At 65.6% G+C, this 26,181-nt stretch carries 28 protein-coding genes and 1 tRNA gene; 11 read left to right on the forward strand and 18 right to left on the reverse strand.

Annotated elements, in window-relative coordinates; translation table 11 throughout:
* From VGN68_RS15960 to VGN68_RS15975, 4 genes are all read right to left on the reverse strand, one after another.
* The coding region (locus VGN68_RS15960) for a nicotinate-nucleotide adenylyltransferase (protein WP_327477898.1) at window positions 1–549 on the reverse strand (549 nt) is incomplete at its 3' end.
* A complete protein-coding gene (locus VGN68_RS15965) occupies window positions 546–833 on the reverse strand; it encodes a type II toxin-antitoxin system RelE/ParE family toxin (RefSeq protein ID WP_327477900.1) in 288 nt (95 codons plus the stop codon). The genes VGN68_RS15960 and VGN68_RS15965, both read right to left, overlap by 4 nt.
* A complete protein-coding gene (locus VGN68_RS15970; RefSeq protein WP_327477902.1) occupies window positions 833–1,102 on the reverse strand; it encodes a ribbon-helix-helix domain-containing protein in 270 nt (89 codons plus the stop codon). The genes VGN68_RS15965 and VGN68_RS15970 overlap by 1 nt, the downstream gene beginning before the upstream one ends.
* A gap of 31 nt (window positions 1,103–1,133) precedes the next feature.
* Window positions 1,134–2,420, reverse strand: a complete 1,287-nt coding sequence (locus VGN68_RS15975) for a glutamate-5-semialdehyde dehydrogenase (RefSeq protein ID WP_327477905.1) — start codon at window positions 2,418–2,420, stop codon at window positions 1,134–1,136.
* 79 nt (window positions 2,421–2,499) lie between these two features.
* Between VGN68_RS15975 and VGN68_RS15980 the strand changes: the two genes are divergently transcribed.
* Both VGN68_RS15980 and VGN68_RS15985 read left to right on the forward strand, forming a co-directional pair.
* The gene (locus VGN68_RS15980) at window positions 2,500–3,624 is read left to right on the forward strand and encodes a DUF3667 domain-containing protein (protein ID WP_327477907.1); all 1,125 of its coding nucleotides are present in this window, start codon (window positions 2,500–2,502) and stop codon (window positions 3,622–3,624) included.
* 82 nt (window positions 3,625–3,706) lie between these two features.
* A complete protein-coding gene (locus VGN68_RS15985; RefSeq protein ID WP_327477909.1) occupies window positions 3,707–5,338 on the forward strand; it encodes an alkaline phosphatase D family protein in 1,632 nt (543 codons plus the stop codon).
* Here VGN68_RS15985 and VGN68_RS15990 read toward each other — a convergent pair.
* A complete protein-coding gene (locus tag VGN68_RS15990) occupies window positions 5,335–6,258 on the reverse strand; it encodes a crotonase/enoyl-CoA hydratase family protein (protein WP_327477911.1) in 924 nt (307 codons plus the stop codon). The two genes, VGN68_RS15985 and VGN68_RS15990, sit on opposite strands and share 4 nt — an antisense overlap.
* A gap of 244 nt (window positions 6,259–6,502) precedes the next feature.
* On the opposite strand from VGN68_RS15990, the gene purC reads away from it, so the two are divergent.
* Complete coding sequence (gene purC / locus VGN68_RS15995; RefSeq protein WP_293697885.1) at window positions 6,503–7,282, forward strand: phosphoribosylaminoimidazolesuccinocarboxamide synthase; 780 nt, start codon at window positions 6,503–6,505, stop codon at window positions 7,280–7,282.
* Between the two features lie 102 nt (window positions 7,283–7,384).
* The gene (locus tag VGN68_RS16000) at window positions 7,385–10,276 is read left to right on the forward strand and encodes a M16 family metallopeptidase (protein ID WP_327477915.1); all 2,892 of its coding nucleotides are present in this window, start codon (window positions 7,385–7,387) and stop codon (window positions 10,274–10,276) included.
* Between the two features lie 154 nt (window positions 10,277–10,430).
* Here VGN68_RS16000 and VGN68_RS16005 read toward each other — a convergent pair whose 3' ends face one another.
* The 3 genes from VGN68_RS16005 to VGN68_RS16015 form a co-directional block, all read right to left on the reverse strand.
* Entirely contained in the window at window positions 10,431–10,850 is a 420-nt protein-coding gene (locus VGN68_RS16005) for an addiction module antidote protein (protein WP_327477917.1), read from the reverse strand.
* 207 nt (window positions 10,851–11,057) lie between these two features.
* On the reverse strand, window positions 11,058–11,540 hold the full coding sequence (gene bfr, locus VGN68_RS16010; RefSeq protein ID WP_327477919.1) for a bacterioferritin: 483 nt from the start codon (window positions 11,538–11,540) through the stop codon (window positions 11,058–11,060).
* A 98-nt stretch (window positions 11,541–11,638) separates the two neighbouring features.
* Entirely contained in the window at window positions 11,639–11,812 is a 174-nt protein-coding gene (locus VGN68_RS16015) for a (2Fe-2S)-binding protein (RefSeq protein ID WP_327477921.1), read from the reverse strand.
* Between the two features lie 181 nt (window positions 11,813–11,993).
* Here VGN68_RS16015 and purS point away from each other — a divergent pair, with 181 nt between their 5' ends.
* Both purS and purQ read left to right on the forward strand, forming a co-directional pair.
* The gene (purS, locus tag VGN68_RS16020; protein WP_327477923.1) at window positions 11,994–12,224 is read left to right on the forward strand and encodes a phosphoribosylformylglycinamidine synthase subunit PurS; all 231 of its coding nucleotides are present in this window, start codon (window positions 11,994–11,996) and stop codon (window positions 12,222–12,224) included.
* Window positions 12,225–12,238: 14 nt separating this feature from the next.
* On the forward strand, window positions 12,239–12,904 hold the full coding sequence (gene purQ, locus VGN68_RS16025; RefSeq protein ID WP_327477925.1) for a phosphoribosylformylglycinamidine synthase subunit PurQ: 666 nt from the start codon (window positions 12,239–12,241) through the stop codon (window positions 12,902–12,904).
* Here the strand turns inward: purQ and VGN68_RS16030 are convergent.
* Window positions 12,866–13,261: a hypothetical protein gene (locus tag VGN68_RS16030; protein WP_327477927.1), complete on the reverse strand. Its 396-nt coding sequence runs from the start codon at window positions 13,259–13,261 to the stop codon at window positions 12,866–12,868. The two genes, purQ and VGN68_RS16030, sit on opposite strands and share 39 nt — an antisense overlap.
* Before the next feature lie 3 nt (window positions 13,262–13,264).
* The gene (locus tag VGN68_RS16035) at window positions 13,265–14,053 is read right to left on the reverse strand and encodes a queuosine precursor transporter (protein WP_327477929.1); all 789 of its coding nucleotides are present in this window, start codon (window positions 14,051–14,053) and stop codon (window positions 13,265–13,267) included.
* Window positions 14,054–14,111: 58 nt separating this feature from the next.
* Between VGN68_RS16035 and VGN68_RS16040 the strand changes: the two genes are divergently transcribed.
* A tRNA-Arg gene (locus tag VGN68_RS16040) sits at window positions 14,112–14,188 on the forward strand.
* A gap of 376 nt (window positions 14,189–14,564) precedes the next feature.
* Here the strand turns inward: VGN68_RS16040 and VGN68_RS16045 are convergent.
* Window positions 14,565–15,260, reverse strand: coding sequence for a type 1 glutamine amidotransferase domain-containing protein (locus VGN68_RS16045; protein WP_327477931.1), 696 nt, complete (start codon window positions 15,258–15,260; stop codon window positions 14,565–14,567).
* A 53-nt stretch (window positions 15,261–15,313) separates the two neighbouring features.
* Window positions 15,314–16,066 (reverse strand): SDR family NAD(P)-dependent oxidoreductase, encoded by a 753-nt coding sequence (locus VGN68_RS16050; RefSeq protein ID WP_327477933.1) that lies wholly within the window; start codon window positions 16,064–16,066, stop codon window positions 15,314–15,316.
* Window positions 16,067–16,414: 348 nt separating this feature from the next.
* Between VGN68_RS16050 and VGN68_RS16055 the strand changes: the two genes are divergently transcribed.
* Entirely contained in the window at window positions 16,415–17,341 is a 927-nt protein-coding gene (locus VGN68_RS16055; RefSeq protein WP_327477935.1) for a LysR substrate-binding domain-containing protein, read from the forward strand.
* A 191-nt stretch (window positions 17,342–17,532) separates the two neighbouring features.
* On the opposite strand, the gene VGN68_RS16060 is transcribed toward VGN68_RS16055, so the two are convergent.
* From VGN68_RS16060 to VGN68_RS16080, 5 genes are all read right to left on the reverse strand, one after another.
* A complete protein-coding gene (locus tag VGN68_RS16060; protein WP_327477937.1) occupies window positions 17,533–19,602 on the reverse strand; it encodes a PBP1A family penicillin-binding protein in 2,070 nt (689 codons plus the stop codon).
* 175 nt (window positions 19,603–19,777) lie between these two features.
* On the reverse strand, window positions 19,778–20,185 hold the full coding sequence (gene msrB, locus VGN68_RS16065; protein ID WP_327477939.1) for a peptide-methionine (R)-S-oxide reductase MsrB: 408 nt from the start codon (window positions 20,183–20,185) through the stop codon (window positions 19,778–19,780).
* Between the two features lie 94 nt (window positions 20,186–20,279).
* Window positions 20,280–21,377: an NAD(P)/FAD-dependent oxidoreductase gene (locus VGN68_RS16070; protein WP_327477941.1), complete on the reverse strand. Its 1,098-nt coding sequence runs from the start codon at window positions 21,375–21,377 to the stop codon at window positions 20,280–20,282.
* Entirely contained in the window at window positions 21,374–22,087 is a 714-nt protein-coding gene (locus tag VGN68_RS16075) for a methyltransferase domain-containing protein (protein ID WP_327477944.1), read from the reverse strand. The genes VGN68_RS16070 and VGN68_RS16075 overlap by 4 nt, the downstream gene beginning before the upstream one ends.
* Window positions 22,084–23,157: a type III polyketide synthase gene (locus VGN68_RS16080; RefSeq protein WP_327477946.1), complete on the reverse strand. Its 1,074-nt coding sequence runs from the start codon at window positions 23,155–23,157 to the stop codon at window positions 22,084–22,086. Before VGN68_RS16080 ends, VGN68_RS16075 begins: the two co-directional genes overlap by 4 nt.
* A 95-nt stretch (window positions 23,158–23,252) precedes the next feature.
* Here VGN68_RS16080 and VGN68_RS16085 point away from each other — a divergent pair, with 95 nt between their 5' ends.
* The gene (locus VGN68_RS16085; RefSeq protein WP_327477948.1) at window positions 23,253–23,765 is read left to right on the forward strand and encodes a DUF4402 domain-containing protein; all 513 of its coding nucleotides are present in this window, start codon (window positions 23,253–23,255) and stop codon (window positions 23,763–23,765) included.
* A gap of 8 nt (window positions 23,766–23,773) precedes the next feature.
* Here the strand turns inward: VGN68_RS16085 and VGN68_RS16090 are convergent, their stop codons facing one another.
* The gene (locus VGN68_RS16090; RefSeq protein WP_327477950.1) at window positions 23,774–24,724 is read right to left on the reverse strand and encodes a beta-propeller fold lactonase family protein; all 951 of its coding nucleotides are present in this window, start codon (window positions 24,722–24,724) and stop codon (window positions 23,774–23,776) included.
* A gap of 164 nt (window positions 24,725–24,888) precedes the next feature.
* On the opposite strand from VGN68_RS16090, the gene VGN68_RS16095 reads away from it, so the two are divergent.
* Together VGN68_RS16095 and VGN68_RS16100 are read left to right on the forward strand one after the other, a co-directional pair.
* Window positions 24,889–25,035, forward strand: a complete 147-nt coding sequence (locus tag VGN68_RS16095; protein ID WP_327477952.1) for a hypothetical protein — start codon at window positions 24,889–24,891, stop codon at window positions 25,033–25,035.
* A 72-nt stretch (window positions 25,036–25,107) separates the two neighbouring features.
* On the forward strand, window positions 25,108–26,118 hold the full coding sequence (locus tag VGN68_RS16100) for a HEAT repeat domain-containing protein (protein ID WP_327477954.1): 1,011 nt from the start codon (window positions 25,108–25,110) through the stop codon (window positions 26,116–26,118).
* Window positions 26,119–26,181: the final 63 nt, after the last annotated feature.

The following is a 26,181-nucleotide window of genomic DNA, read 5'->3' on the forward strand; positions in this document are numbered from 1 at the left end:
TATCGCAGTTGCGGATCGCACATCGGGCGAAAATCGCAGGAACACGAGGGCGGGCGGTCTCCAGTCCGTCCAATGCAATTTCTGGTCCGCGGGCCGGACGAAGCGCCGAAGCCAACCCATCGCACGTCTTGCGTGGGCGCGATCATTATAGCCCGGACGCGCGATAACCGCAATCGGCATGAGTCGGGCGATCCCCCGCCAGTCGCGCCATTGGGGCAGTTGGACCAGATTGTCGGCGCCCATGATCCAGATAAACTGCCGATCGGGGTAGCGACGGACGAGTTTTTTGAGCGTGTCGATGGTGTAGCGGGTGCCAAGCTCGGCCTCGATTCCGGACGCGCGAATCGGTGCACGCCGCGCCATATGCCGCGCCGATGCGAGCCGCGCACGTAGCGACGCCATGCCCTTTGCAGGCTTCAGCGGATTGCCTGGCGACACCAGCCACCACAGCTCGTCGAGTCCGAGTGCGTCGATCGCGTTCAAGCTGATTGCACGATGCCCGCCATGCGCGGGATTGAAGCTGCCGCCAAGGAGGCCGGTGGGGATCACTTGACCGGGTGCCAATCTTCGCGATTATGGTGGACGCGCACAATGCGAATATCTGTCTTTTCGATGCGATAGAAAAGAATGAAGGGTGTCGTGCGAACCGGCCATTTGCGAAACGGCTGATGGTCGAGCGGTGCACCCGCGCGCGGGTTCGCGAGCAGAAATCGAGCGGCTTCGACAACCGCATCCGATAATCGGTCAGCGAATTCCGGATCGACTGATTGATAATAGTCATCAATGCGCGCAAAATCCCGGCGGGCCGGTCCCGACCATTTGATCAGCGCCATCAGCCCGCTGCATGCCCTTGTTCGGCACGGTTGGCCCGACGCTCGGCCAACCAAAGTTCCATTTCTTCCTGGGTGCAGTAATCGCCATTTGTAATGGCGTCGTCGCCTTCCTGAAGGAATGCCAGCATCGCCGATTCCTGCTCAACATAGTCGACCACGGCTTTGTTCACGAACCACGCGCGACTGCGCCCCTGCGCTGCGGCGATTTTGTCGACGAGCGCCAAAGTTTCGGCGTCTATGCGGGCGGAGATAACCGAATGCTTGCTCATAGAGCACTTGTATCATTTGTATACAAATGATTCAAGGTCGCGTCTGGCCGCTGCCCCGCACTAGCCATTTATACGTCGTCAGCCCTTCGAGCGCGACCGGCCCCCGGGCGTGAAGACGACCTGTGGCGATGCCGATTTCGGCGCCCAAGCCGAATTCGCCGCCGTCGGCGAACTGGGTCGAGGCATTGTGCATGACGATTGCGCTGTCGACCTCGGACAGGAAGCGCTCTGCGGCGGAAATATCCTCGGTGACGATCGCGTCGGTGTGGCGGCTCGAATGCGCGTCGATATGCGCGAGCGCGCCTTTCAGACCATCGACCATGGCGATCGACACGATCGCGTCGAGATATTCGGTGTCCCAATCGCCCGTTGACGCAGCTTCGACGTGCGGGCTCAGCGTCGCAATAGCCCCGTCGCCGCGCACTTCGCAGCCCGCCGCGACCAGTGCATCGATAATTCCAAGCGGGGCGGGATAGGCACGGTCGATCAGGATCGTCTCGGTCGCGCCGCAAACGCCGGTGCGGCGCATCTTGGCGTTGACCGCAAGTTCTGCGGCTTTCGCCGGATCGGCGTCGGCGTCGATATACAGATGATTCACCCCGTCCAGATGCGCCAGCACCGGCACGCGCGCCTCGTCCTGCACCCGCGCGACCAGCCCCTTGCCGCCGCGGGGGATGATGATGTCGATCAGTCCCTGCGCGCGCAGCATGGCGCCGACCGCGGCGCGGTCCTGCGTCGGCACCAGTTGTACCGCGTCGGCGGGCAGCCTGGCTTCGACCAGCCCCGCCGCGAATGCGGCATGGATCGCGCGGTTCGAATTTACCGCTTCGCTGCCGCCGCGCAGGATCACGGCGTTGCCTGACATCAGCCCCAGCGCCGCGGCGTCGGCGGTCACATTGGGACGACTTTCGTAAATGATGCCGATCACGCCCAGCGGCACCCGCACGCGGCTCATCATCAGCCCGTTGGGGCGCGTCACGCGGTCGATCTCGGTGCCCGCCGGATTGGGCAGCGCGGCGACGGCATCGATCGCATCGGCAATCGCGGCCAGCCGCCCTTCGTCCAGCCGCAGCCGGTCGAGCATCGCGCCGGACAGGCCGTTTGTCCGTCCCGCCGCCATATCGTCGGCATTGGCGGCCAGGATTTCGCTCGCCCGCGCGCGGATTGCGGCCGCTGCGGCCACCAGGCCGGCGGCCTTGTCCGCGGTCGGGGTCTGCGCCAGCCGTTTGGCTGCGATGCGCGCCTGGGCGCCCATGTCAGCAATCAGGGCGGCGGCATCGCCGGGCATCGGCGGCGGGGTGAGGGCTTCGGCGTTCATGCTTCGGCCACTATCACGTTTCGCTGGGCGCCCGAAAGCCCCGTTGCACCCGGACCTGTACGGCTTTAGGCAAGGTGCCATGAGCGGGGACGTGGAAGGCATCGGGGCGGCGGTGACGGCGGGGCTGGCGGGCCGCGCGGTCGAACCGCAGCATGGCGGTTTCGGCGAATCGCACGGCGCCCTTCGCTGCCTCAACTGCGGCACCAGCCTCACCGGATCGCACTGCCATCACTGTGGCCAGCGCGCCGATGTCCACCGCAGTTTTGGCGCGATCGGGCATGATCTGGTCCACGCGATCTTTCATTTCGAGGGCAAGATCTGGAACACGCTGCCTCTCCTCGCGTGGCGGCCGGGCGACCTGACGCGCCGTTACATCCATGGCGAACGCGCGCGCTTCATCTCGCCGCTCGCGCTGTTCCTGTTCGCAGTGTTCCTGACCTACGCGGTGCTCGCGATGGTTGGCAGCGGCGGCGGGGTGGGCGAGGGGATTGCCAAGGCAGCGGCCGAACAGACGCGCTCGAACGCGCTGAAGGAAAGTTTCGAGAGCGAAATCGACCGCGTCGATGTGCGGCTGGCCGACAAGGCGTTGCCCGCTGCCGAACGGCAGGCGCTGGAGGACGAGCGCGCCACGCTTCAGAAAAGCGCCCATTATCTTGGCGTTGCGCGGCGCCTGAGCCAGGCGGAGCTAGATCAGGGACCGCCCGTCCTTGAAAACCCGGTCGATCAGGTAATGACCGGCGCCGATTTCCTGTCGCGCACCAAGGTCGATACCGGTATCCCCTTCATCGACCAAAGCCTGCAAAAGGCGATCGCCAATCCAGCGCTGATGTTCTACAAACTGCAAGCGAACGCCTATAAATTCGCCTGGGCGCTGATCCCGTTATCCTTGCCGTTCATGTGGCTGCTGTTTCCGTTCAGCCGCCGCTTTCATACCTACGACCATTTTGTGTTCGTCACCTATTCGATCAGCTTCATGCTGCTTCTGTTCGTGGCCGTCCGGCTGTTCAACCTTTCACTGTTCGGCGACGTCGCGACAGCGTTCGCGATGCTCTACATCCCCTTTCATATGCATCGCCAGTTGCGCGGCGCCTATCGCTCGTCGCGGTTCGGGGCGTTTGTCCGCACCAGTTTGCTGCTGTTTTTCAGCCTGTTTTCGGTGATGATGTTCATGTTCCTGCTGCTCGCACTCGGGCTGATGGGCTAGGGTCAAGGCCTTCGTTCGCCGCGCGCGCCGAATCGTAACAAAGGCCGGGCAAAGAACCCGCCGGTCGACGAGGAGATTTGTGATGCATCACCAATGGGGCGAAATGGATCGGCGCCAGTTGATCGCGCTGGGGACGGCAGGGCTGGCGGCGCTGTCGTTGCCCGGCGCCGCGAAAGCGATGATGGCGCAGGGCTTTACGCACGGCGTCGCAAGCGGCGAACCGGCGGCGAATTCGGTGCTGCTGTGGACACGCTATGCCGCGGCAAGCGATACGGCGCTGACCGCCGAAATGTCCGAGACGTCGGACTTCGCCAAAATTGTCGGCGGCGGCAATGTCATCGCGACCGGCGATCGTGACCACACCGCGAAGCTGATTGTTTCCGGCCTCGAACCGGGCCGCTGGTATTTTTATCGCTTCATCGCCCCCGACGGGACGAAATCGCTGACCGGTCGCACCCGCACCCTGCCGGACGGACCGACCGGTGCGTTCAACATGGCGCTCTTTTCCTGTTCGAACCTGCCGTTCGGCTGGTTCAACGCCTATGCCCATGCGGCGGCGCGGCAGGACATCGACCTGGTCGTTCATGCCGGCGACTATCTCTACGAATATCCGATCGGTGATTATCCTTCGCTCAAACAGGCGCTGCCGGGACGCGATATCCAGCCGGCGCACGAGATGGTGGCGCTCGCCGACTATCGCCTGCGCTACGCTGCCTACCGCAGCGACCCCGACCTCGCGCGGCTGCACGCGCTGTTCCCGATGATCGCTCAGTGGGACGATCATGAGATGACCAACGACGCGTGGAAGGGCGGCGCCGAAAACCACAATGCGGGCGAGGGCGAGTGGGCGGATCGTGTGATCGCCGCCGAACGCGTCTATCGCGAATGGATGCCCGTCGCCGACGCGCGCTGGCGCCAGTATCAGGTCGGCGATCTGGCGACGATCTTCCTGCCTGAAACGCGCGTCACCGCGCGCGACCGCCAATTCGAGGTCGACGAGATTATCGCCGGCGGCGACAATGCCGCGGCAAAGCTGAAACAATTTGCCGAAACCACCTATCGCGATCCGGCGCGTCAGATGCTGGGCGCGGAACAGGAAAAATGGCTGTTCGGCGGCTTCGCAGCCTCGACCAAGGCGGGCACCCGCTGGCAGGTTTGCGCGCAGCAGGTGGTGATGGGAACCATCTTCACCCCGCCGGAAACCCGCGATTGGTTCGGCGGCAACCAGCCTGACTTTATTCGCCGCCGGGTCGAGGCGGGGCAATTGGCTGCAAAGGCCGGGCTGCCGCTGAATCTCGACGCCTGGGACGGCTATCCCGCGGCGCGTAGCCGCCTGCTCGCCGCGGCGCAGCGCGCCGATGCCGACCTTGTCACCTTGACCGGCGACACGCACAACGCCTGGGCGCTCGACCTGGCCGAGGACGGCCGACCGGCCGGGATCGAAATCGCCGGACACAGCGTCACCTCGCCGGGCTTCGAATCCTATATCAAGGGCGTCTCCGACGAGGCGCGCGTTGCCGCGCTCCGCCGTTCGTCGCCGCAGCTGAAATGGGCGAACACCCAGGATCGCGGTTATGTGACCGTCCAGCTGACCCGCGACCGGGTCACCGCCAACTGGCACAATGTCGAAACCATCCGCACCCACACGCCAGCGCTGAAAAACACGCACAGTATGACCGCGGCACGCGGGCGGCGAAAATATGACGCGGCCTAGCTATAGGGCGGCGTGTCCTCAAATTCGGCGAACCACGGATAATCATTGGCTACGCTGACCGTGAAATTGGCAGGGCGTTTTTCAAGGAAGCTCGACACGCCCTCTGCCGCATCGGCGCTGCGGCCGCGCGCAAAGATCGCGCGGCTGTCCCAGCGGTGCGCGCTCATCGGATGCGGCGCGCCCAGCATCCGCCACAGCATATGGCGGGTCAGCGCGACCGATACCGGCGCGCTATGATCGGTCAGTTCACGCGCCTTGGCGATCGCGGCATCGATCAGCGCGCCGGGCGCGTGGACCGATTGCACCAGCCGTTTCTCATGCGCTTCCGCCGCATCGATCAACCGGCCCGAATAGCACCAATCGACCGCATTCTGGATGCCGACCAGCCGCGGCAGGAACCAGCTCGACGCGGCTTCCGGCACGATCCCGCGCCGTGCAAACACAAACCCGTAACGTGCCGTCTCACTGGCCAACCGCGCGTCCATCGACAATGTCATCGTCGCGCCGATGCCCACCGCGGCGCCGTTGATCGCGCCCAGCACCGGCTTTTTGCAGTCAAAGATGCGCATCGACACCCGCCCGCCCGAATCGCGGATCAGCGGATGCGACCAGTCGATCGTGCCGTCGTCGCCGACGGGGCTGGCTGCCATGCCATCGGGCAGCAGCGCCGCCTTGTCGGTGCGCTTGTCATAATCGAAGGTCGCGGCGCCCTGACCCAGATCGGCACCCGCGCAATAGGCGCGGTCGCCTGACCCGGTAAAAATCACCGCGCGCACGGCGTCGTCGGCGTCGCATTCGTCGAGCGCGGCGACAATCTCCAGCATCATTTCCGTGGTAAAGGCGTTCATCCGGTCGGGCCGGTGCAGCGTCAGCAGCGCGATGCCCTCGTGGCGGTCGAGGCGAATCTGGTCGAAGCTCATATCTCTCTCCCTTGGTTGCGGCCATGGTTGCAAGAGAGGCGGGCGAGTGCAAGCTCTAGTTGACGTAAACGTAAGGGCGAGCGTCGTAGCTTTTTTCCTCGCTCAATGGGAGAAGGATAGAGAGAAGCGAGGGATGACGCGCCCCCGCTTTGCCGCTATAGGCCGCCCGACCGCCCCGGCGCCGCCTCTTCCTGAGTCGCTTGCCGGGGCCATTCATTTGGTTCCGGCAGAAAGTTTGTACGCCATGTCCCGTCGCCGCCAGATCTACGAAGGCAAAGCCAAAATCCTGTATGAAGGCCCCGAACCGGGTACGCTGATTCAGTATTTCAAGGACGACGCGACGGCGTTCAATGCCCAGAAAAAGGGCACGATCAGCGGCAAGGGCGTGCTCAACAACCGGATTTCCGAGCATGTGTTCACGCTGCTCGGCAATATCGGCGTACCGCATCATTTCATCCGCCGCCTGAACATGCGCGAACAGCTGATCCGCCAGGTCGAGATCGTGCCGATCGAGGTGATTGTGCGCAACGTGGCCGCGGGTACGCTGTCGAAGCGGCTCGGGATCGAGGAAGGCACCCAGCTTCCCCGCACCCTGATCGAGTATTGCTACAAGGACGATGCGCTCGGTGACCCGTTGGTGGCCGAGGAGCATATCGCCTGCTTTAACTGGTGCAGCCAGGAAGAATTGCACGATATCCAGGACATGGCGATCCGCATCAACGACTTCATGTCGGGCATGTTCGCGGCGGTCGGCATCCGCCTCGTCGATTTCAAACTCGAATTCGGGCGGCTGTACGATGGTGATTTCAGCCGCATCATCCTGGCCGATGAAATCAGCCCCGACGGCTGCCGCCTTTGGGACATGACGACGAACGAAAAGCTCGACAAGGACCGTTTCCGCCGCGACCTTGGCGGCGAAGTCGAAGCCTATCAGGAAGTTGCCCGGCGCCTGGGCCTGCTGCCCGAGGGCGGGGACAATGCCGTGCTCGACCTCGAAAGCCATCGGAAGAAAAAGGGCAGCTGAGCGCACGGTCGCCCTCGGTCGGCCATGTCGCCGGTCGAAGGCACAGGCTGGCCCGGCGAACCCGTTCTTGACCGCAGGCGCGGCGGTGGCCAAACCGGCCTCATGACCAGCTCTTTTGTCCGGCGCGCTTCGACCGCGCTTTCGCCGCTTGCCCTTCTCGCCGTTATCGCTGCACCGGCGCATGCCCGGGAAGCATTGACCACGACCGCAACGGCGGCGGTGAATCCGCAGAGCGAGGCTGCCAAGGCGTGGAACTTCGCGGCCAGCGACGTGCCGGTCGATCCAAATATCGTGTTCGGCGTGCTGCCCAACGGGATGAAATATGCGCTGCTGCAAAACAGCACGCCCAAGGACAGCGTCGTGCTGCGGATGCGTTTCGACGTCGGCAGCTTTGCCGAGGCCGACGACCAGCGCGGCCTCGCCCATTTCCTCGAACATATGGCGTTCAACGGTTCGACCAATGTGCCAGAGGGCGAGATGATCAAGCTGCTTGAGCGCAAGGGGCTGGCTTTTGGCGCCGACACCAACGCCTCGACCGGGTTCGACGAGACGGTCTACAAGCTCGATCTGCCCAATGCGTCGGACGATCTGATCGACACCGGGCTGATGCTGATGCGTGAGACGGGCAGCGAGCTGACCATCGACCCCGCCGCGGTCGATCGCGAACGCGGCATCATCCTGTCGGAACGCCGGGCGCGCGACACCTATCAGCTGCGCAACCTGATCGACCAGCTCGATTTCCAGATGCAGGGGATGAAGGTCGCCAGCCGGATTCCGGTCGGCACCGAAGAGGTGATCCGCACCGCTCCCGCGGCGCGCCTTCGCGACCTGTACGACCGTTATTACCGCCCCGAGCGCGCAACGCTGGTGATGGTCGGCGATTTCGATCCGGCGGCGGTCGAGGCCAAGATCAAGGCACGCTTTGGCGACTGGAAGGGGCGCGGCCCCGCGGGCGCCGATCCCGACATCGGCAATGTCGATTATCGGCGCCCCGCCGCGGCCGACGATTTCATCGACCCCGCGATCCAGGATTCGGTCACGATCGCGGCGTTCAGACCGTGGATCGAAGAAGCCGATACCAAAGCAAAGCGCGCCCGCACGCTGGCCGAAGACATCGGCGAGGCGATCGTCAGTCGCCGACTGGCCAAGATCGCCCTGAACGAGGATTCACCAATCCTGGCGGGCTATTTTGCCGAAGCCGGCGGCTGGAAAATTTTTGACCAGGTTACCTTCGGCGCGATTGCCAAAGAAGGCGCGTGGAAAGAGGCGCTGGCGCTGATCGAACAGGAACAGCGCCGCGCCATCGAACATGGCTTCACCCAGGCCGAGGTCGACGAGCAGCTGGCGAACCGCCGCACCGCGCTGCGCAACGCCGTTTCCGGGGTGACGACGCGGCGCAGCGATGCGCTCGCCGACACGCTGATCACAGCTGCCAAAGGCGATTTTGTTTTCGTCCGCCCCGAAACCTCGCAGGCTTTGTTCGAAGCGACCGCGCCGTCGCTCAGCGCTGCGGCGGTGACCGCCGCATTCCGTAAGCGGATGAACGGATTCAGCGCCCCGCTGGCGCGAGTGTCGGCCAAGAAACCGATTGAGGGCGGCGCCGATGCGATCCTCGCCGCGCTGCGCAGCTCGGCCCAAGTCGCGGTGGCAGCGCCGACCGAGGCCACCAATGCGGCCTTTGCGTATGACAATTTCGGCACGCCGGGCAAAATCGTCGCCGATGACCGGATCGACGATCTTGGCATCCGCCGCGTCCGCTTCGCCAATAATGTGATGCTCAACATCAAAAAGACCGATTTCCAGAAGGACCGCGTGCTGCTGTCGCTGCGCGTCGATGGCGGCAATCTGCTCGCGACGCGCGAGGATCCGACCCGGGTGTCGCTGGCGGGTTCGCTGATGCTCGGTGGGCTCGGAGCGCACAGCCTCGACGAACTGCGTTCGATCCTTGCGGGCAAGACCGTCAGCCCGAGTTTCGGCAATGCCACCGACGCGTTCGGCGGCAGCGCGCTGACCTCGCCCGAGGATTTCGGGCTCCAGGCCAAGTTGATGGCGGCGTATCTGACCCATCCCGGCTATCGCCCCGACGGCCTCGCGCTGATCCGCCGCGCGCTGCCCCAGCAATATGCCGCGAATGATGCGACCCCGGCGGCGGTGATCGGCCGCGATGCGGGCGGCATATTGGCCAATGACGATCCGCGCTCGCAAACCCCGCCGCTCGAAAAACTCATGTCGCTCGACTGGGCGCAGCTGAAACCGGTGGTCGCCGACAGCTTTGCCAATGGCGCGATCGAGATCGGTGTCGTCGGCGACATCGATGAACAGGCGACGATCGACGCGATCGCGGCGACCTTCGGCGCGCTGCCGGCCCGCCGCGCCGCCTTCGATCCGCGCCCCGACGCGCGGGTGCGCGAATATGCCAGGGACCGCAGCGAACGGACGCTGATCCACAAGGGACCGGCCGAACAGGCCGAATTGCGCGTCTATTGGCCCGCCCGCGACGACAGCGATCTGGCGGAGGCGATGCGCCTCAACTTGCTCGCGCGGGTGATGCAGCTCAAACTGACCGAGGAACTGCGCGAGCGGCTCGGCGAAAGCTATAGTCCCGGCGCTGCCGCCAGCCTGTCGGACGAGTTTCCCGGCTATGGCCATGTGTTCGCTGCGAGCAACGTCGATTTTAAGGATCTTGCGACAACGCGCGCCGCGATCTTTGCTATCGCCAAGGAATTGCGCGACACCCCTGTCGATGCCGACCTGCTCGACCGTGCGCGCAAGCCGCTGGTCGAAGCGATGACCAAATCGCGGCGTGAAAATGCCTATTGGCTGCCCTACGTCGCCGAGGCCGCCAGCCAAAGCGCACGCCTCGACCGCAGCCGCAACGGCATCCGCGAAGTCGAGGCCGCCACCCCTGCGGACTTGCAGGCGCTGGCAAAGCGCTATCTGGTCGATGACAAGGCGCTGGTGATCAAGGCGGTGAGTGACAAGGCGGGGAAGTAGAGGGGGCTGTTGGCGGTCGAGAAAAGATATTTACGCGATCGTCATCCCGGAGAAGGCCGGGATCTCATCCTCTCGGTTTGCGGCACCGGCGAGATCCCGGCCTTCGCCGGGATGACGAATAGGTAAGGTCAGGAGTTCATTCCAACAACGCCGCCTAAACCCGCCCTGGCGCCCTTGCCCGGATGAAATTCTCCAGCGCGACAAAGATCATCTCGCGCGCATCGCTGCCCAGCATCTCTGCGGTCAGCACATCAAACTGCACCCGGTCGCCCTGCGCCGCGGCGCTGACCATGTTCGCCAGCAGCGCCTCGTCGAAACTCGCGCGCGGGCAGCAGGGCGGGGCGACGGCAAAGGGGTCGGGCCAGCTGTGGCCGATCGTCTCGACGACCAGCCGGTACCGCCGCGCCGCCAGCACATTGCCCCACCGCCGCTCCAGCTCGGGCATCGGGTCGCGGTCGCCCCGGCGACAGACGATGCAATACCGCAGCGCCAGCACCGCCTGCGCGGCTTCGACCGAGAGCTCGCGGATCAATGGCTGCTGGGTCAGTTGCCGGATCAGGGTGCTGCTTTGCATGGCTTTATGGTCTCCCGGCGGTGCCGTCCTCTGTCTCCGCTGTCGAAAAAGATGCCGGTCACTGCATAGGGCAGCGACCGGCAGGAGGGGACTGCCTCACCTTGCTATTGAGAATTATTCGCAAGTGCAAGCGAAAAAAGAGGCGCCCGAAAGCGCCCCTGAAAATTCCACGAAATCCCTACCCTTCAGGGGAGGGCGAACAAAGCGTCAATCCTCGCCCGACGGTTTCGACTGCAGCTGGATATAATTCTCGATGCCCATGCGTTCGATCATCTCGAACTGTTTTTCCAGCTCGTCGACATGATGTTCTTCGCTTTCGAGGATCGACCCGAACAGGTCGCGGCTGACATAGTCACGCACGCTCTCGCTATGCGCCATCGCATCCTTGAGCAAGGGGATCGCTTCTTCCTCAAGCGCCAGATCGGCTTTCAGGATTTCCTCGACCGTCTCGCCAACGCGCAGGCGGCCCAGCATCTGAAAATTGGGCAGGCCACCCAGAAACAGGATGCGGTCGGCCAGCTGATCGGCGTGTTTCATCTCGTCGATCGATTCTTCGCGCTCGAACTTGGCGAGCCGCGCGACACCCCAATTGTCGAGCATGCGATAGTGCAGCCAGTATTGGTTGATCGCGGTCAGCTCGTTCTTCAGCGCCTCGTTCAGAAAATCGATGACCTTTTCGTCGCCCTTCATGTGTAATCCTGTCATTTTATCTTGGAATGGAATGGACGCATTATACGCGCCCGGGACCCATCAGGCCAAGGTCAAAAATGGCAGAAAACCAAGAAAAATCAGGCGGTCGCGGCGACGTCGCTGATGATATTGCGAGCGAAAGGCAGGCATTGTCCGCACTTGGGTTTGCGACCCAATTGCGCGTAGGCGGCCTTGGCGCAGCGCAGCTGGCCATTGCGCGCGACGTCGCGCAGCTGGCTTTCCCTTATTGCGTTGCAGACACAGACGACCATGTGCGAATCCTTCTCAACAAGATCGATGTAGGGATAGTGCGATAGATTCGCAACAGGAAAGATGCGACTGGTTCGCAGTCTGAACAGCCCCTTTTTTCGCGGTTGCGGCCCTTGCCCGAAAAGCGATTCGCGGGCATAGGCGCGCGCATCTTCCCTGCACTCCTTTGCAAAGGTCCGTCCCATGAAAGTGAATGTCTATGTGACGCTCAAGCCGGGGGTTCTCGACCCGCAGGGCAAGGCGATCCATCATGCGCTCGAAGGGCTGGGCTTCGGCGGCGTTGCCGATGTGCGCGCCGGCCGCTTTATCGAACTCGATGTCGCCGACGGGACCAGCGATGCCGATCTCGACGCAATGTGCGCCAAGCTGCTCGCCAACACGGTGATCGAAAACTACCGCATCGAACGCCTGTAACGGGAGCCCAACCCATGAAGACCGCCGTCATCGTCTTTCCTGGCTCCAACTGCGACCGCGACATGGCGGTCGCGCTGGAACAGGTCACCGGCCGCGCCCCCGCAATGGTGTGGCACCGCGATACCGACCTGCCCGACGGCACCGATTTTATCGCGCTGCCCGGCGGCTTTTCCTATGGCGATTATCTGCGCTCGGGCGCGATGGCGGCGCGCTCGCCGATCCTGCGCGCGGTCGCCGATGCTGCGGGCCGCGGCGTGCCGGTGCTCGGCGTGTGCAACGGTTTCCAGGTGCTGACCGAGGCGGGGCTGCTGCCGGGCGCCCTGATGCGCAATGCGGGCCTCAACTTCGTGTGCCGTACGGTGCCGCTCAAAGTGGAGAACAACCAGTCGCTGTTCACCGCCAGCTATAACGCGGGCGAAGAAATCAACATCCCGGTCGCGCATCACGACGGCAATTATTTCGCCGATGCCGCGACGCTCGACCGGATCGAGGGGGAAGGGCGCGTCGCGTTCCGGTACGCCGACCGCGTCAACGGGTCGGCGCGCGACATTGCCGGGGTGCTGAGCGATGCGGGCAATGTACTGGGGATGATGCCGCACCCCGAACGCGCGATTGACCGCGCGCATGGCGGCACCGATGGGTTACGCTTGTTCGAAGCGGCGCTCGGCGTTCTCGCCTGACATTTCGTCCACTGTCACCGCGGCCTCCTTGGCACGCGGTTGCAGCCAGCGCCCGACGAGCAGCAGCACGGTGGGCCAAAACATAGTGTTCCAGATGTCGTGCCAATGCGCGGCGTCGGGCTGGATCGTCGAGCGCCCGTGTTCGACGGTCAAGTCGAGCCATTCGCCGCCACAGGCCATCGCTAGGACCGCCAGCCAGGCGACGAACCAGCCGCCGCGCCACCGCCAGACCAGCCGTACCGCCAAGAACAGCGCCATCCCGAAATAGACATGCAGCGCGTCCTTGCCGAGACCGCTCGCTTCGATGACCGAGAGTTTCTGTTCCTCGAACAGCGAGGCGATTTCAATGAGCGTCACGGATCAAACCTTGGCAGCGAATGGCGTAAAGTTGGTGTCTTCGTCGAACACATCGACACCTTCGCGGCGTTTCAACGCACCCACCACGACATAGGTTGCCGGGGTCAGCGCCGCTTCCCACGCCACCTTCAGTGCCCAGTTCGTGACCATCACCAGCAACACCTGTTCGGTTTCCCAGATGCCGAGAAAGGCGATGGGGTAAAAGATCAGGCTGTCGATCCCCTGGCCGACGATCGTCGATCCGATCGTTCGCATCCACAAAAAGCGTCCGCCCGTCGCGACCTTCATCCGTGCCAGGACATAGCTGTTCACAAATTCGCCCGCCCAGAAAGCGAGGATCGAGGCGAGCACGATCCGCCACGCGCTGCCGAACACGCTCTCATAGGTCGCCTGGCACACCGCGCCGCTGCCGCTGGCTTCGCCCGACGTCAGGGTCAGACTTTCGGTCCCGCTGCACCACCAATCCTGCGCGGGCGGCATTGCCAGCACGGCCCAGCTCATCACAGCCATAAACACCAGCGCGCCAAAACCGGCCCAGATCACCCGCCGCGCGCGGGCATAGCCATAAACCTCGGTCAGCACGTCGCCGATGACATAGCCGATCGGGAAAAACAGGATCCCGGCGCCAAAGGTCAGCCCGCCGAGCGTCGACAGCTTCGACGCGCCGATGATGTTGCTGAGCAGCAGGACGGTGACAAACGCCGCCATGACCAGGTCATAATAGCGAAAATGATGGACAGCCGCGGCGGATGTCCGGGCGGGCGTGAACGAGGGCGGCGGCGATTCAGTCATCGGCCCGCTGCTTAACCCGCTTTGCAGCCCAAGCAAACCACGCTATTCGCGCCTCCGGGCGCCCGTAGCTCAGCTGGATAGAGCACCCGCCTTCTAAGCGGGTGGTCGCAGGTTCGAATCCTGCCGGGCGCGCCAATGACCGCCGTCTGCCGCCTTTATCTGCACTTGGGCCGCGGTCCCTACGACCCATGAGAGGTCGGCCGTCTCATAATGATAAAAGCGGAGAGAGCAGGCACAAGCAAGGTTCGCATCCTGGCAGATGAAGCGTCAGAAAAGCGCTCCCATTCTGGTGAGCACCGAAGGTCAGAGGCCTGCCCGATAGTGGCTTGGTCGCCAGTTATCCGCCACCTTCAAGGACCAAGCCGAAGGACTGGCACAGTCAAAGATATCGTTGACCAAACTGCGACTCCATGCGGACATTATCAATCGCTCCCATTATCGCCGCTGCGCGGATACGCCAATCGGGCAGCCGACGATAACGACGGCTGCCCGATCCGATCGCGTCCGGTGGTTACTGGAGCGCGGCGATCACGACCTCCGCCAAGGCCGTCGAGGATTGCGGGTTCTGGCCGGTAAACAGATTGCCGTCCTTGACAACATGCACCTGCCAGTTTGGCCCCTGCTCGAACACGGCGCCCTGCTTGCGCAACGTGTCAGCAAGCAGCCAAGGCGCATTCTCAGCCGTCCCGAAGGCGATTTCCTCCTCATCGCTGAGCGCGGTCATTTTGCGACCCGCGAAGGGCCAGCGGCCGTTTTCGTCGCGCGCCGCCAGCAGCGCCGCCGGCCCGTGACAGACGGCGGCAATGACCTTGCCAGCCCTGTCAGCCTCGATCAGGACGCGGCCCATGTCGGGATCCTTGTACAGATCTTCGACCGGGCCATGTCCGCCGGGAACGACGACCGCATCATAGTTCGCGGTCGTAATGTCGGCGAGCACGAGCGGATGCTCGGTGCGCGCCGCATTACCGCCGAGATAGGCCCGCATCCGCTCCGCAACGCTCTCTCCGACCATGTCGGGGTCAAGGCTGCGCTTGTCCATCGTCGGCATGATCCCGCCAGGGCTGGCGAGATCGACCGTGAAGCCGGCCCGGACAAAGGCTTCGTCGAGATCGACAAACTCCTGCGCCCACACGCCGGATTCATAGAGGGAACCATCGGCACGGGTCCATTTGTCCGCCGCCGAAAGAACGATCAGGATTTTGGTCATGGTCTGTCTCCTGCCGGTCGCCGTGCCGGCGACCGGTTGATTGCATCGACGCGTCAGATGTTCTGGCCGCCGGACACTTCGATCCGCTGGGCGGTGACCCAGCGATTGTCCGGGCCGAGCAGGCTGGCGATGGCCGGCCCGATGTCGTCTGGCACGCCGACCCGGCCGAGCGCGATCATGTTAGCGAAGGCTTCGTTATATTCCGGCGTGTCGCGCACCGCACCGCCGAGAAAGTCGGTCTCGATGGCGCCGGGCGCGATCGTGTTTGCGGTGATGCCGCGGCTGCCGAGTTCCTTGGCCAGGTAGAGCGTGAGAATCTCGACCGCACCCTTGGCCGCCGAATAAGCGGAAAAGCCCGGATAAGTGATGCGGGTCAGGCCCGACGAGAAGTTCACGATCCGGCCGCCATCGGCGATCAGGGGCAGCAGCGCCTGGGTGAGGAAGAACACGCCCTTCACATGCACGTTGAAGAGCTGGTCGAACTGCGCCTCGCTGGTCTCGTCAAAGCTTACCATTTCGCCGTGACCGGCATTGTTGATTAGATGGTCGAAGCGCTCGCGCCCCCACGACTGCAAACTGTCGCGAACCTGGTCGGCGAACGATGGCAACGCCGTGACATCGCCGACATCGAGCTGCAGCGCGACCGCCCGGCGGCCAAGCGCCTCGATTTCTGCGACGACATCGCGGGCCTGCTCGGCGCCGCTGCGATAGGTGAAGATCACGTCGCCGCCGTGGCGCGCAATGCTGATGGCGGTATTCCGCCCGAGGCCCCGGCTGCCGCCGGTAACGATGGAGATGGTGGTCATAGGAGTTTCCTTTCGCAGTGCTTGATGTGCCGGCAACCCGCCGACGGGGATCAAGTGATCGTCAGGCCGTGGGGCCTGCCGGGATGGGCATGTGGCCGATTGCCCGCCTTGGAACGGAGGCCAGTGCGCACACCGGATCGCAGGACATTCGACCTGCTCCCTTCCGCGCAATCGCGCCCGCCCAAGGCCGAAACATGTCGGCGGTCAGGTAAAGTGCTTCGACTTGTCGTGATGCCTGGCCGGCATATCCGCCTGCCAGTCGATTTCCGATGCCGTCTAAATGCACCATGCAGAGGGGGAGCGGAAAGACTTTGTAGCTTTACTGGCCATACCTGCTAGGCATGGCTGATGGAGCTTCGTCATCTGCGCTATTTCGTAGCCGTCGCTGAGGAAGGCAGCCTGACGGTGGCCGCCGAGAAGCGTCTGCATACGGCGCAGCCATCGCTCAGCCGCCAGCTTCGCGATCTGGAGGCGGAGGTCGGTGTGCAGTTGCTGGTTCGCAGCTCGCGCGGCGTGACTTTGACCGCTGCGGGCGGGGTCTTTCTTGACCATGCGCGGCTCGCTTTGGCGCAGGCCGCCGAAGCCGTCACAGCCGCGCGGCGCGTTGCGCGTCCGGCCAAGACCAGCTTTTCGGTCGGCTTCCTGACCGGACAGGAGGTCGAGTGGCTCCCCCACGTCACCCACATCCTCCGCGATCAGCTCAAGGCGATCGATTTCCGCGTTTCCAGCGACTTTTCGCCCGCCGTTGCCGAGGCGGTGCAGCGCGGCGAGATCGACCTGGGCTTCTCCCGTGTCGAGCCGCAGCCTGACGTGACCTATGTGGTGATCGCTTCCGAGCCGATCCTGGCCATTCTCGCCGGCGACCATCCACTGGCCAGTCGATCCGAGATCGATCCGGCCGAACTCGGCGAATTTCCGTTCATCGGCTATACTGAAACGCCGCACGTGCTGCGTGGCGTCGTGGACCGATATCTGCGCGAACGCGGCGTTACCGTTTCGCCGAGCCACTATCTCGACGGCTTTGCGACCGGCATATCGCTGGTGGCGTCAACCGGCGGCCTCACGCTGCTTCCAGCCTATGTCGAAAAGCTGTTGCCTCGATCCGTTGTCAGCAGGCCGCTGGCACAACCTGCTCCGGTGATCGAGATCGCCATTGGGTACCGGGCGGACAATCCATCGTCTGTGCTGCAGGACTTCCTGCGGCAGGTCGATCAGCTGATGGCTGCTCATTCGGCGGTTGCCGGGCTCAGCTACGCAAACCAATCTCGCCAATAGGCCCGTCACAAGCGGACTTCACTTATGGCGGGTTAGCAAAACAGCAAGCACGTGAGTTCGGCGGTGACGCGTGAGCTTTCAAGGCAGCACTAAAGTAGCGCAAATGGCGACACATAATCGTCATGTTTATCCAGCACGGCGCATCACCAACAATTCGTCACGTGATCGACGCGCGCGCCGCGAGCTCGACCCTAATTGAAGTCGGCGGGTGCCGGGCGCTGCGTCGGTGCTTTCACCGTTGGCGGCGCCGCTTTTGGCTGGCCGCCATTTTTGGGCGCCGCGCCGGTGTCGCCGGACCCGCGCCGGCCGGTTTGCTCCTCGATCCATTGCTGGTCGAGCACCGGACCCTCTTCGGGCGGTGGTGGGGCGGCTTCTTCGGGTGGGCGCATGTCGTATGGCAGTTCGATCGGCATACCATTTTCATCGACCAGCCCGCCTTCGCCGGGCTCGCCCATATAGGCCTCGCCTTCGTCCTCCAGCTGCCATTCGGGCAGGACGACCTCGGTGTCGAACGCCTCGACCGGCCGCCGCGCCACTGCGACGCGCATATAATCGGCAAACGCCTGCGCGGGCGCGCGGCCGCCCTGCAACCCGCCGACCGCCTTGGCATCGTCGCGCCCCATCCACACGCCCGTGGTCAGCCCGCTGGAGAAGCCGAGGAACCAGCCGTCCTTGTTGCTCGACGTCGTGCCGGTCTTGCCCGCGACCGGGCGGCCGATCTGGGCGGCGCGGCCGGTGCCGGTGTTGACCGCGGTCTGGAGCAGGTCGGTGATGCCAGCCGCGACCCAATTGTCGACCAGCACCTGTCCCCGCTCGGCGGGGCGCTGGTACAGCAGCCGTCCGTCGGCGGTCGTCACCTTGGTAATGCCATAGGGCTGCACCGAAATACCGCCGCGCGACACCGCGGCAAAGGCGGCGGCCATGTCGATCACCCGCACCTCGGCGCTGCCCAGCACCATCGACGGGTGGGTGTTGACCGGGGTGGTGATGCCAAAGCGCCGCGCCATATTGGCGACCGACGAAAAGCCGACCTCGTCGCCCAGCTTCGCCGCGACGGTGTTGACCGAATAGGCAAAGGCGCTGCGCAGATCCATCGTCCCGGCAAAGCGCCCCGACGAGTTGCGCGGCGACCAGCCGTTGATCGTCACCGGTTCGTCGACCACCGGATCGTCGACCTTATACCCCGCCTCCAGCGCCGCCATATAGACGAACAGCTTCCATGCCGATCCCGGCTGGCGCAGCGCCTGCGTCGCGCGGTTATAGTTGGAGGCGACATAATCCTTGCCGCCGACCATCGCGCGCACCGCGCCGTCGCGGTCGAGCGACACTAGCGCGCCCTGGACGCCGCTGGGCGTATTGGCCTGGATCGCTGCGGTCGCGGCGCGCTGCATGTTGAGGTCGATGGTGGTATAGACGTCGAGTGCTTCGCTGCCCTCGTCGATCAACAGATCGAGCTGCGGCAGCGCCCAGTCGCTGAAATAGCGGGCGCTGTTCTGTCCGGTCTCCTGCGCCAGTTTGACATTGGCGGGCTCGGCGCTGTCGGCCTGGCTCTGGGTGATCACCCCGGCATCGACCATGACGTCCAGCACCACCCCGGCGCGGCCGAGCGCGGCGCCGGCATCGGCGGTCGGCGAATAGCGCGAGGGTGCTTTCACCAGACCGGCGACCACAGCGGCCTCCGACAGGGACATTTCGGTGGCGCTATGCCCGAAAAAGCGGCGCGAAGCGGCATCGATGCCGTAACTGCCGCCGCCGAAATAGACCTTGTTCAGATAGAGTTCGAGGATTTCGTCCTTCGAAAATTTCCATTCGAGCGCGAGCGCCAGGATCATCTCGCGCGCCTTGCGCTTGAAATCATAGCTGTTCGACAGGAACACGTTGCGCGCCAGCTGCTGGGTGATTGTCGACGCGCCCTGCAGGCGCCGCCCGCTGCCGCGATTCTCCACCGCGACCACTGCGGCACGCGCCATCCCCACCGGGTCGAGCCCGGGGTGATAGCGAAAGCGCCGATCCTCGACCGCCACCATCGCGTCCTGCATCACCTGCGGCGTTTCGCGCAAGCTCAGCCAGCGGCCATAATTGGGGCCGATCGACAGGAAAACGGTGCCGTCGGCGGCGCGGACGCGGATCGTCTGGCCCGCGGGCGATTTCTTCAGCTCTTCAAAACTCGGCATCCGTTGCACGGCCAGTCCGACCGCGACCGACAAGGCGATCAGGCAGACCACGCCGAGGCCGAGGCCCCAGCGAAACAGTCGCCGCATCCAGATGCGAAAGCGCGATGGCTCTGCCGTGTCGGGCGCGCGCGGCCTGTCGCCCGAAGATGATGATTTTCCTGACGATGACGGCTGTCGGTCGCGGCGCAAAGCGATAGTTTCCTTCCCTCGCTGCGCCCTGTCGCGACAGCCGTTTGACGTCAGCCCCCCGACGACGGCTGGTTCAGCCCGCGTCGGTGTTGGCGTCATCCTGCCCACGACCCGCGAAGTCAAGCGCCGCGCTGTTGATGCAATAGCGCAGCCCCGTCGGTCCGGGGCCGTCGGGGAACACATGGCCCAGATGACCCTCGCATTTCGCACAGCGCACTTCGGTGCGAACCATGCCATGACTGGTGTCAGTCAATTCCTTGACCGCGCCGCTCTCGGCAGGCGCGGTGTAGCTGGGCCAGCCCGAGCCGCTGTCATATTTGGTGCGGCTGTCGAACAGCGGCTCGCCGCATCCGGCGCAGCGGTACATGCCATCGCCCTTGTGATCGGTATATTTGCCGGTGAAGGCGCGTTCGGTGCCGCCTTCGCGCAGCACATGATGCGCCATCGGGTCGAGCGGCTTGGCGTTGGTCGGGTCGGTCATGATGGCTGTCTCCTTCGCGGCGCGCCGGTCGTCGGCTGCATCGCACTTGCCGCCAATATCGGATCGAAACCGCGGTCGTGCAAGGGCGAGTGGCTCAGCTGCCCCGGATTCGCGTCGCTTGTGACATCCAATGGACAAGCGAGGGGAAGGATGACGCCAGCGACGTCAAGATGCCCGCGGTACGGGGATTCTCGCCGGTGCGCCAGACGGCGCTGGCGATGGCAAAGGGCCGCGCCATCCGCGCCGCCAGCTGGCGCTGGAATGCGGGGGCGCCGCCTGCGCCGCCGTGACGCCACGCCGCCACTGCCGCGCTGCCGCTGGCGAGCGCCAGCCCCATGCCCTCGCCTGCAAGGCTGGGGATGACCCCCGCCTGATCGCCGAGGCGGAACAGGCCCGGGTCGGTATTGGCTGTGCGCCAGCCATAGGGGACATGCCCGATCGCATCGATGGGACGCGACCAGTCGGCATAGGCCAGCCGCTCGCCGAGCATCGGGTGCGCGGCGCCGAGCGCGCGCAGCAGTGCCGCCGGATCGCCATCGGCTTCGTCGAGCCGCGACTTGTGGGTGGCAAGGCACAGGTTCGCGCTGCCGTCCTCCTGCCGCACCAGCCCGGCATAGCCGCGGTCGAACAGGTGGAGTTCGACGGCGTCGCCGATCAGGCGGTCGAGCGCGGCGTGGGGTGGCAGCCGCAGCCGCAAGCCCATGACCGGGTCGTGTTGCTGCCACAGCGCTGGTTCGCGCGGCTGGCCGCGAAAACCGTGCTTTCCCGCGGCGAGGAAGAGTGAGGGAGCGACGAGCGTTTCGCCGTCACGGGTCTGGACGGTGGCACCGTCGATCGCGGTGGCATGAACGCCGCGCTGAAGATCAGCCCCCGCCGCGACCGCTGCCGCCTGCAAGACGGTGTCGAGACGGCGGCGCGACACCCCCATCGCAGCTTGCGGCAAGCTGGCCTCGCTACGCCGCGATCCGGCGAACAGCCGGACGCGCCCGACCTGCTGCCCGCCCAGCGCCGCCCTATCGATGCCGAGCGCGTCGAGCCGCGCCAGTGACTGCCAGCTCAGAAATCCGCCGCACAGCGCGTCGCCGGTCTCGCGCGTTCGCTCCAGCAGCAGCACCTTGGCACCCGCGCGCGCCAGCCCGATCGCGGCAGCGGTTCCGGCGGGTCCAGCGCCGATGACAATCGCGTCGGTCATCGGATGCGCTCGACGCAGAGCCGGTACGGGAAGCTGCGAAAGATGCGCGCATGGGCCGCGGTATCGGGCAAAGCCTCGGCTAGCATTGCCTGCCATTCGGCACGGCGGAAACTGCGTCCGACCGACAACTGGCCGTCGCGGCGCACGATCGGATCGACCAGCGCCAGCGCCGCAAGCAAGGGATAACCGGCAAAGGGCAGGCGCTGGCGGTGGAGGTCGTTGACCAGCCAGCCGCGCATCGCTTCACCGTCCATAAACCGCAAAAATTCGGTGCGTTCGGCAACGCTCATATGATGGGTGACCAGGCTCGACAGGATGATGTCCCAATCCTGCCCCGCCAGATCGCGATAATCGCCGGTGACCAGCCGCGCGCGCGCGCCCAATCGGCGTTTGGCAACGCTCTGGCTTTTCGGATTGAGATCGACCCCCACCAGGTCGAGCGCTATGCCGTGCTTGGTTCCCCATCGGTCGATCCGCACCAGCATGTCGCCGCTGCCGAAACCCACATCCAGAATGCGCCATGGCCGCGCGCCGACCCCGCGCGCGGCAACGCGGTCCAGAAAAGCCAGCGTTGGTCGCGCCGCAAGCGTCAGCGCGTTGATCCGCGACAGATCGTCCAGCACCTTGGCATAGCGGGCGGGGGCCAGCTCGACCGCGTCCATCTCCTCCTCGGCGTCGATCGGCGCGCGAAGGCTGGTGAAGGGGTTCATGCCGCGGTGAAGCGGATCGCTTCGGCAGCAAGGCCGGGACCGAAGGCGATCGCCAGCCCGTCGCCCTTGGCGTTGCGCGCCATCATGTCGGCGAGCACGAACAGGATCGTCGCCGACGACATATTGCCAAAGCGCGCGAGCACCGCGCGGCTGTCGGCGAGCGCCTCAGCCGGAACGCCCAGCGCATGCTCGACCGCATCGAGCACCGATCGGCCCCCGGCATGGACAGCGAGGAGCGGCGGCGGATCGCCGGCGCCGAACAACTGGCTTCGTACCTCCGGGGCGGACAACGCTTCGCGCAGCCGTCCCGGCACCTCGCCCGACAGCTGCATGGCAAAACCGGTGTCGCCAATGTCCCAGCGGATCAGGTCGGCGCTATCCTCCAGCGCCAGGCTGGCGCCCTCGCCCAATGCGAACCCGACCGGATCGCTCGACACGATCGCCGCCGCGGCGCCGTCGCTGAACTGGAGCATCGCGAGCAATGGCTCGGGCGCGTCTTCGAGTTGCAGGTGCAATGTCGACAGCTCGACGCTGACCACCAGCACCACCGATTGTGGTTCGGACCGCACGATGTGCCGCGCGGTACGCAGCGCGGTGACCCCCGCGTAACAGCCCATGAAGCCGATCAGCACCCGCTCGACCGTCGCGGACAGGCCGAGCCGCCGCGCGAGGATCTGGTCGATCCCCGGCGCAACGAAACCGGTGCAGCTGGCGACGACGATATGGGTGATCCGCGCCGCATCGAACGCATCGCCGAGCGACGCGATCGCCTGCATCGCCAGGTCGGGGGCATGGTCGGCATAAGCCCGCATCCGCGTCGACGTCGGCGGCAGGCCCGGAACGTCGTAAAAGCCGCCGGCCGCAACCGGCGATCCGCCGCCTGCTGTGGGGGGCAGCACCGACCAGCGATGGTCGATCCCCGACCGCGCGGTCATCCGCGAAAATACCGCGCGCACCCGCTCGTCGGCCAGCCGCGGGGTCGCCCAGTCGATAAAGGCCTGATGGATGTCGTGGCCCGGCACCGCGGTGGCAAGCGCGTTCAGCCGGGGGGACGGCGGGGATGTGGTCATCGCGCATCTGTGGCCGAAAAGCGCCAAACTAGCCAGCGATTCGCGGCGCGGTTGATTTACGCCGGGTTAACCATGGCGCGGCTATGCACAGAGCGGTGAAACTGCGCCTTTTCCTTGCTTTTGCGCTGACATTTATCGTTGCGCCCGCGGCGGCGGCGCAGTGCCTGCTCTGCGCGCCAGACAAGCCGGGCAGCGCGGCGGCGCGCGAGGCCGAGGTGCCGCTGCGCGTCGAGGTCGAAACCCGGCTCGACATGGGGCGTATCGCGGTCGGCGCGATGGGTGGCACGGTCGCGGTCGATCCCGTCTCGGGTACGCGCCGTGTCAGCGGCGACGTCGTCGATCTCGGCGGCTTTGCGCTCACCGGCACCGTCACCGTGCGCGGCGCCCCGGGCGCCGAAGTGCGCGTGATCCTGCCGGCCAGCGTCGATCTGGAGGGCGGCCACGGCCGCACCGCGCGCGTCACCGACCTCAGCACCGACCTTTCCGCTGCGCCACGGCTTGGCCCCGACGGCCGCCTGCAATTCCGCTTCGGCGGGCGGTTGCAGATCACCGGCGCCGACGACGGCGATTATCGCGGGCGGATCCCGGTGACCGTCGAATATCAATAGGGCGCGCGCTAGGGCGCGATCGCCAGTCCGTCCCCCTGTTTCCCCGCCGCAATACGGCGCAGCACTTTGCCACTCGCGACATCGATCTCGGCGACCTTGTCGACCCCCGTCTCCGCCGCATAGAGCCGCTTCGAATCCGGGCTGAACAGCAAGGTCACTTGCCGCGCCGCATCGCCCTCCGACACCGCGATCGTCCGCACCGGCGCGCGTGTCTCTGCATCGAACAGGCTGATCGTCCCCGCGCCGATATTGCTCGTCGCGATCAGTCTGCCGTCGGGGCTCGCCAGCACCCGGATCGCCACCGGATCGACCGCTTTCTCATCGACCTTCGTGCCCGTCGCGACATCCCACACCGATACCCGCGGCGCCGCCAGGTCGCCGACCCACAGCTCGCGCCCGCCCTTCGCCAATGCCAGCCCCTCGGGCCGCCCGCCGACCGCTAGATCGCGCAGCTTTGCCCCCGCGTTCAGGTCCAGCACGCTCACCGTCCCCGACCCGATGTTGGCGACATAAGCGGTGCGATTGTCGGGGGCGACGACGACCATGTGCGACCCCTGTTGCCCCGTCGCGATCGATGTCACCGTCCCGTCTGCCGCGACCACCGCGACCGACTGGCTGCCCTCGGTCGTCGCGACCAACCGCCCGTCGCTCAGCCACAGCAGCCCGTGCGGCCGCTGGTTGGGGCTGAGGTCGATGGTTTTGAGCTTCTTGCGCGCCGCGACGTCAAACACATCGATCGTCGTCCCGCCATAAGCGACCACCGCCGCCTGCTTGCCGTCGGGCGACACCGCGATTTCGTGCGGCATCTTGCCCGTCGGCAATCGCGCCAATTCCTCGCCCGACGCCAGCGCCACCAAACTCAACGTGTCCTCGCCCTTGTTCCCGATCAGCAGCGTTTCGGCCGCGGCGGGCGCCGACAGCAGCAGGGCGGCGAAGGCGGTGGCAAAGGTACGGCGCATGGCAAATCTCCCGGTGTGATCGCGCCATCCTATGCCGCACCGCCGCCGGGGCAAGCCGCCTTCGACCAGCGACATTACGACAAGTTAACTGGCGCCCCGTTCAGGGCCACCTAGCCTCGATCCCCGGCGGCAGGTCGCGCCGCCGGTCATCACAGGAGGGGAATATGGATCTGCCAGCCATCGACATCGACGCGCTGCCGTTGCTCGACACCGCAGTCGGGCTGTTCGGCTCGCTCGTCGGGGCGAGCGCATCATCGGGGCCGTCGGTGTTCGAGATCGCGGTCACGATCGCGCTGATCATCCACGACTGACCGGGTGGCGGGAAAGGGCAGGGGCTTCGTCACCCGCCCTGTCCCGCCCATCGCCCTGTCACTCCCGCCAAGATGCTCGCCCGCCCCTCGCGCCACGATCATTTCCCCCGCGCCGATGCCGCGCGCCGCACCGCGATCCGCACCGCGGTCAGCGAGCTCGACGCCGCCTGGACCGCCGCCGACACCGCCCCCGACGGCCTGCTTACCGCAATCGATGCGCAAGCCCACGCGCCCGCCGACGCAGCGATCGCCGCGCTGCTCCCATGGCTCACCGACAGCGAATGGCTCACCGCCCGCCTCGCCAGCGCGCTCGCGCTCCTCCGCACCGACCCCTTCGCCCGCCCGCCGCTCCGTCCGGTTGGCGGGGCAGACGGCGCCCCCGGCGGGCTCGTCCTCGCCGATCGCGGCGCCATCCGCCTGACCCTCCGCCTCTGGCCCTTCGCCACGCACACCCCGGCCCCCGCGCCCGCCATTTTTGTCCCCGGCCGCGCCGCGCTCCACATCCTCGCCAGCGGCGGCGCGCAGCTGTGCCACCACAGCGTCGCAGTCACCCCCGCCGAGGAGGCCGGCGCCTTCACCGCCCGCGCCGCCGCGCCGTGCCACAGCGCCCCGCCGCGCCCGCTCCACACCGGGGAGACGCTCCACCTCGACACCGCGCGCGAAGGCTTCACCCTCATCCCCGGCGCGCACGACACGCTGCTCCTCGAACTCACCGTCCAGCCGCCATCGGCGCTGCCGATCCGCAGCTACGACCCCGCCACCGGCCGCCTCCTCCACGTCAGCGCCTCGCGCCGCGACAGCAGCTTTCGCGCCATGGCGCTGACCCTGCTCCGCCACCTCGGCCGCCCCGACGCCGCGCCGTTGTTCGAGGCCGAGACGCAGAGCCCCGACTTCGCCGCCCGCTGGCACGCCATGCGCGAGCTCATCGCGCTAGCCCCCACCGCCGCCCGCGCCCCGCTCGCTGCGATGGCTGCGGATGACCCGCACCCCGAAGTGCGCGCCGCGGCAAAAGCCACGCTGGCGCTCCTCCAACCCCCTCCCGCAAGCGGGAGGGGCAGCGAGACTTGCGAACTCGTTCGCTAGTCGCAGCGGGGTGGGCACGACCGCACCGCCGCACCCCCACCCCCAACCCCTCCCGCCTGCGGG

It is taken from the genome of Sphingopyxis sp., from assembly GCF_035998965.1.
GTDB lineage: Bacteria > Pseudomonadota > Alphaproteobacteria > Sphingomonadales > Sphingomonadaceae > Sphingopyxis.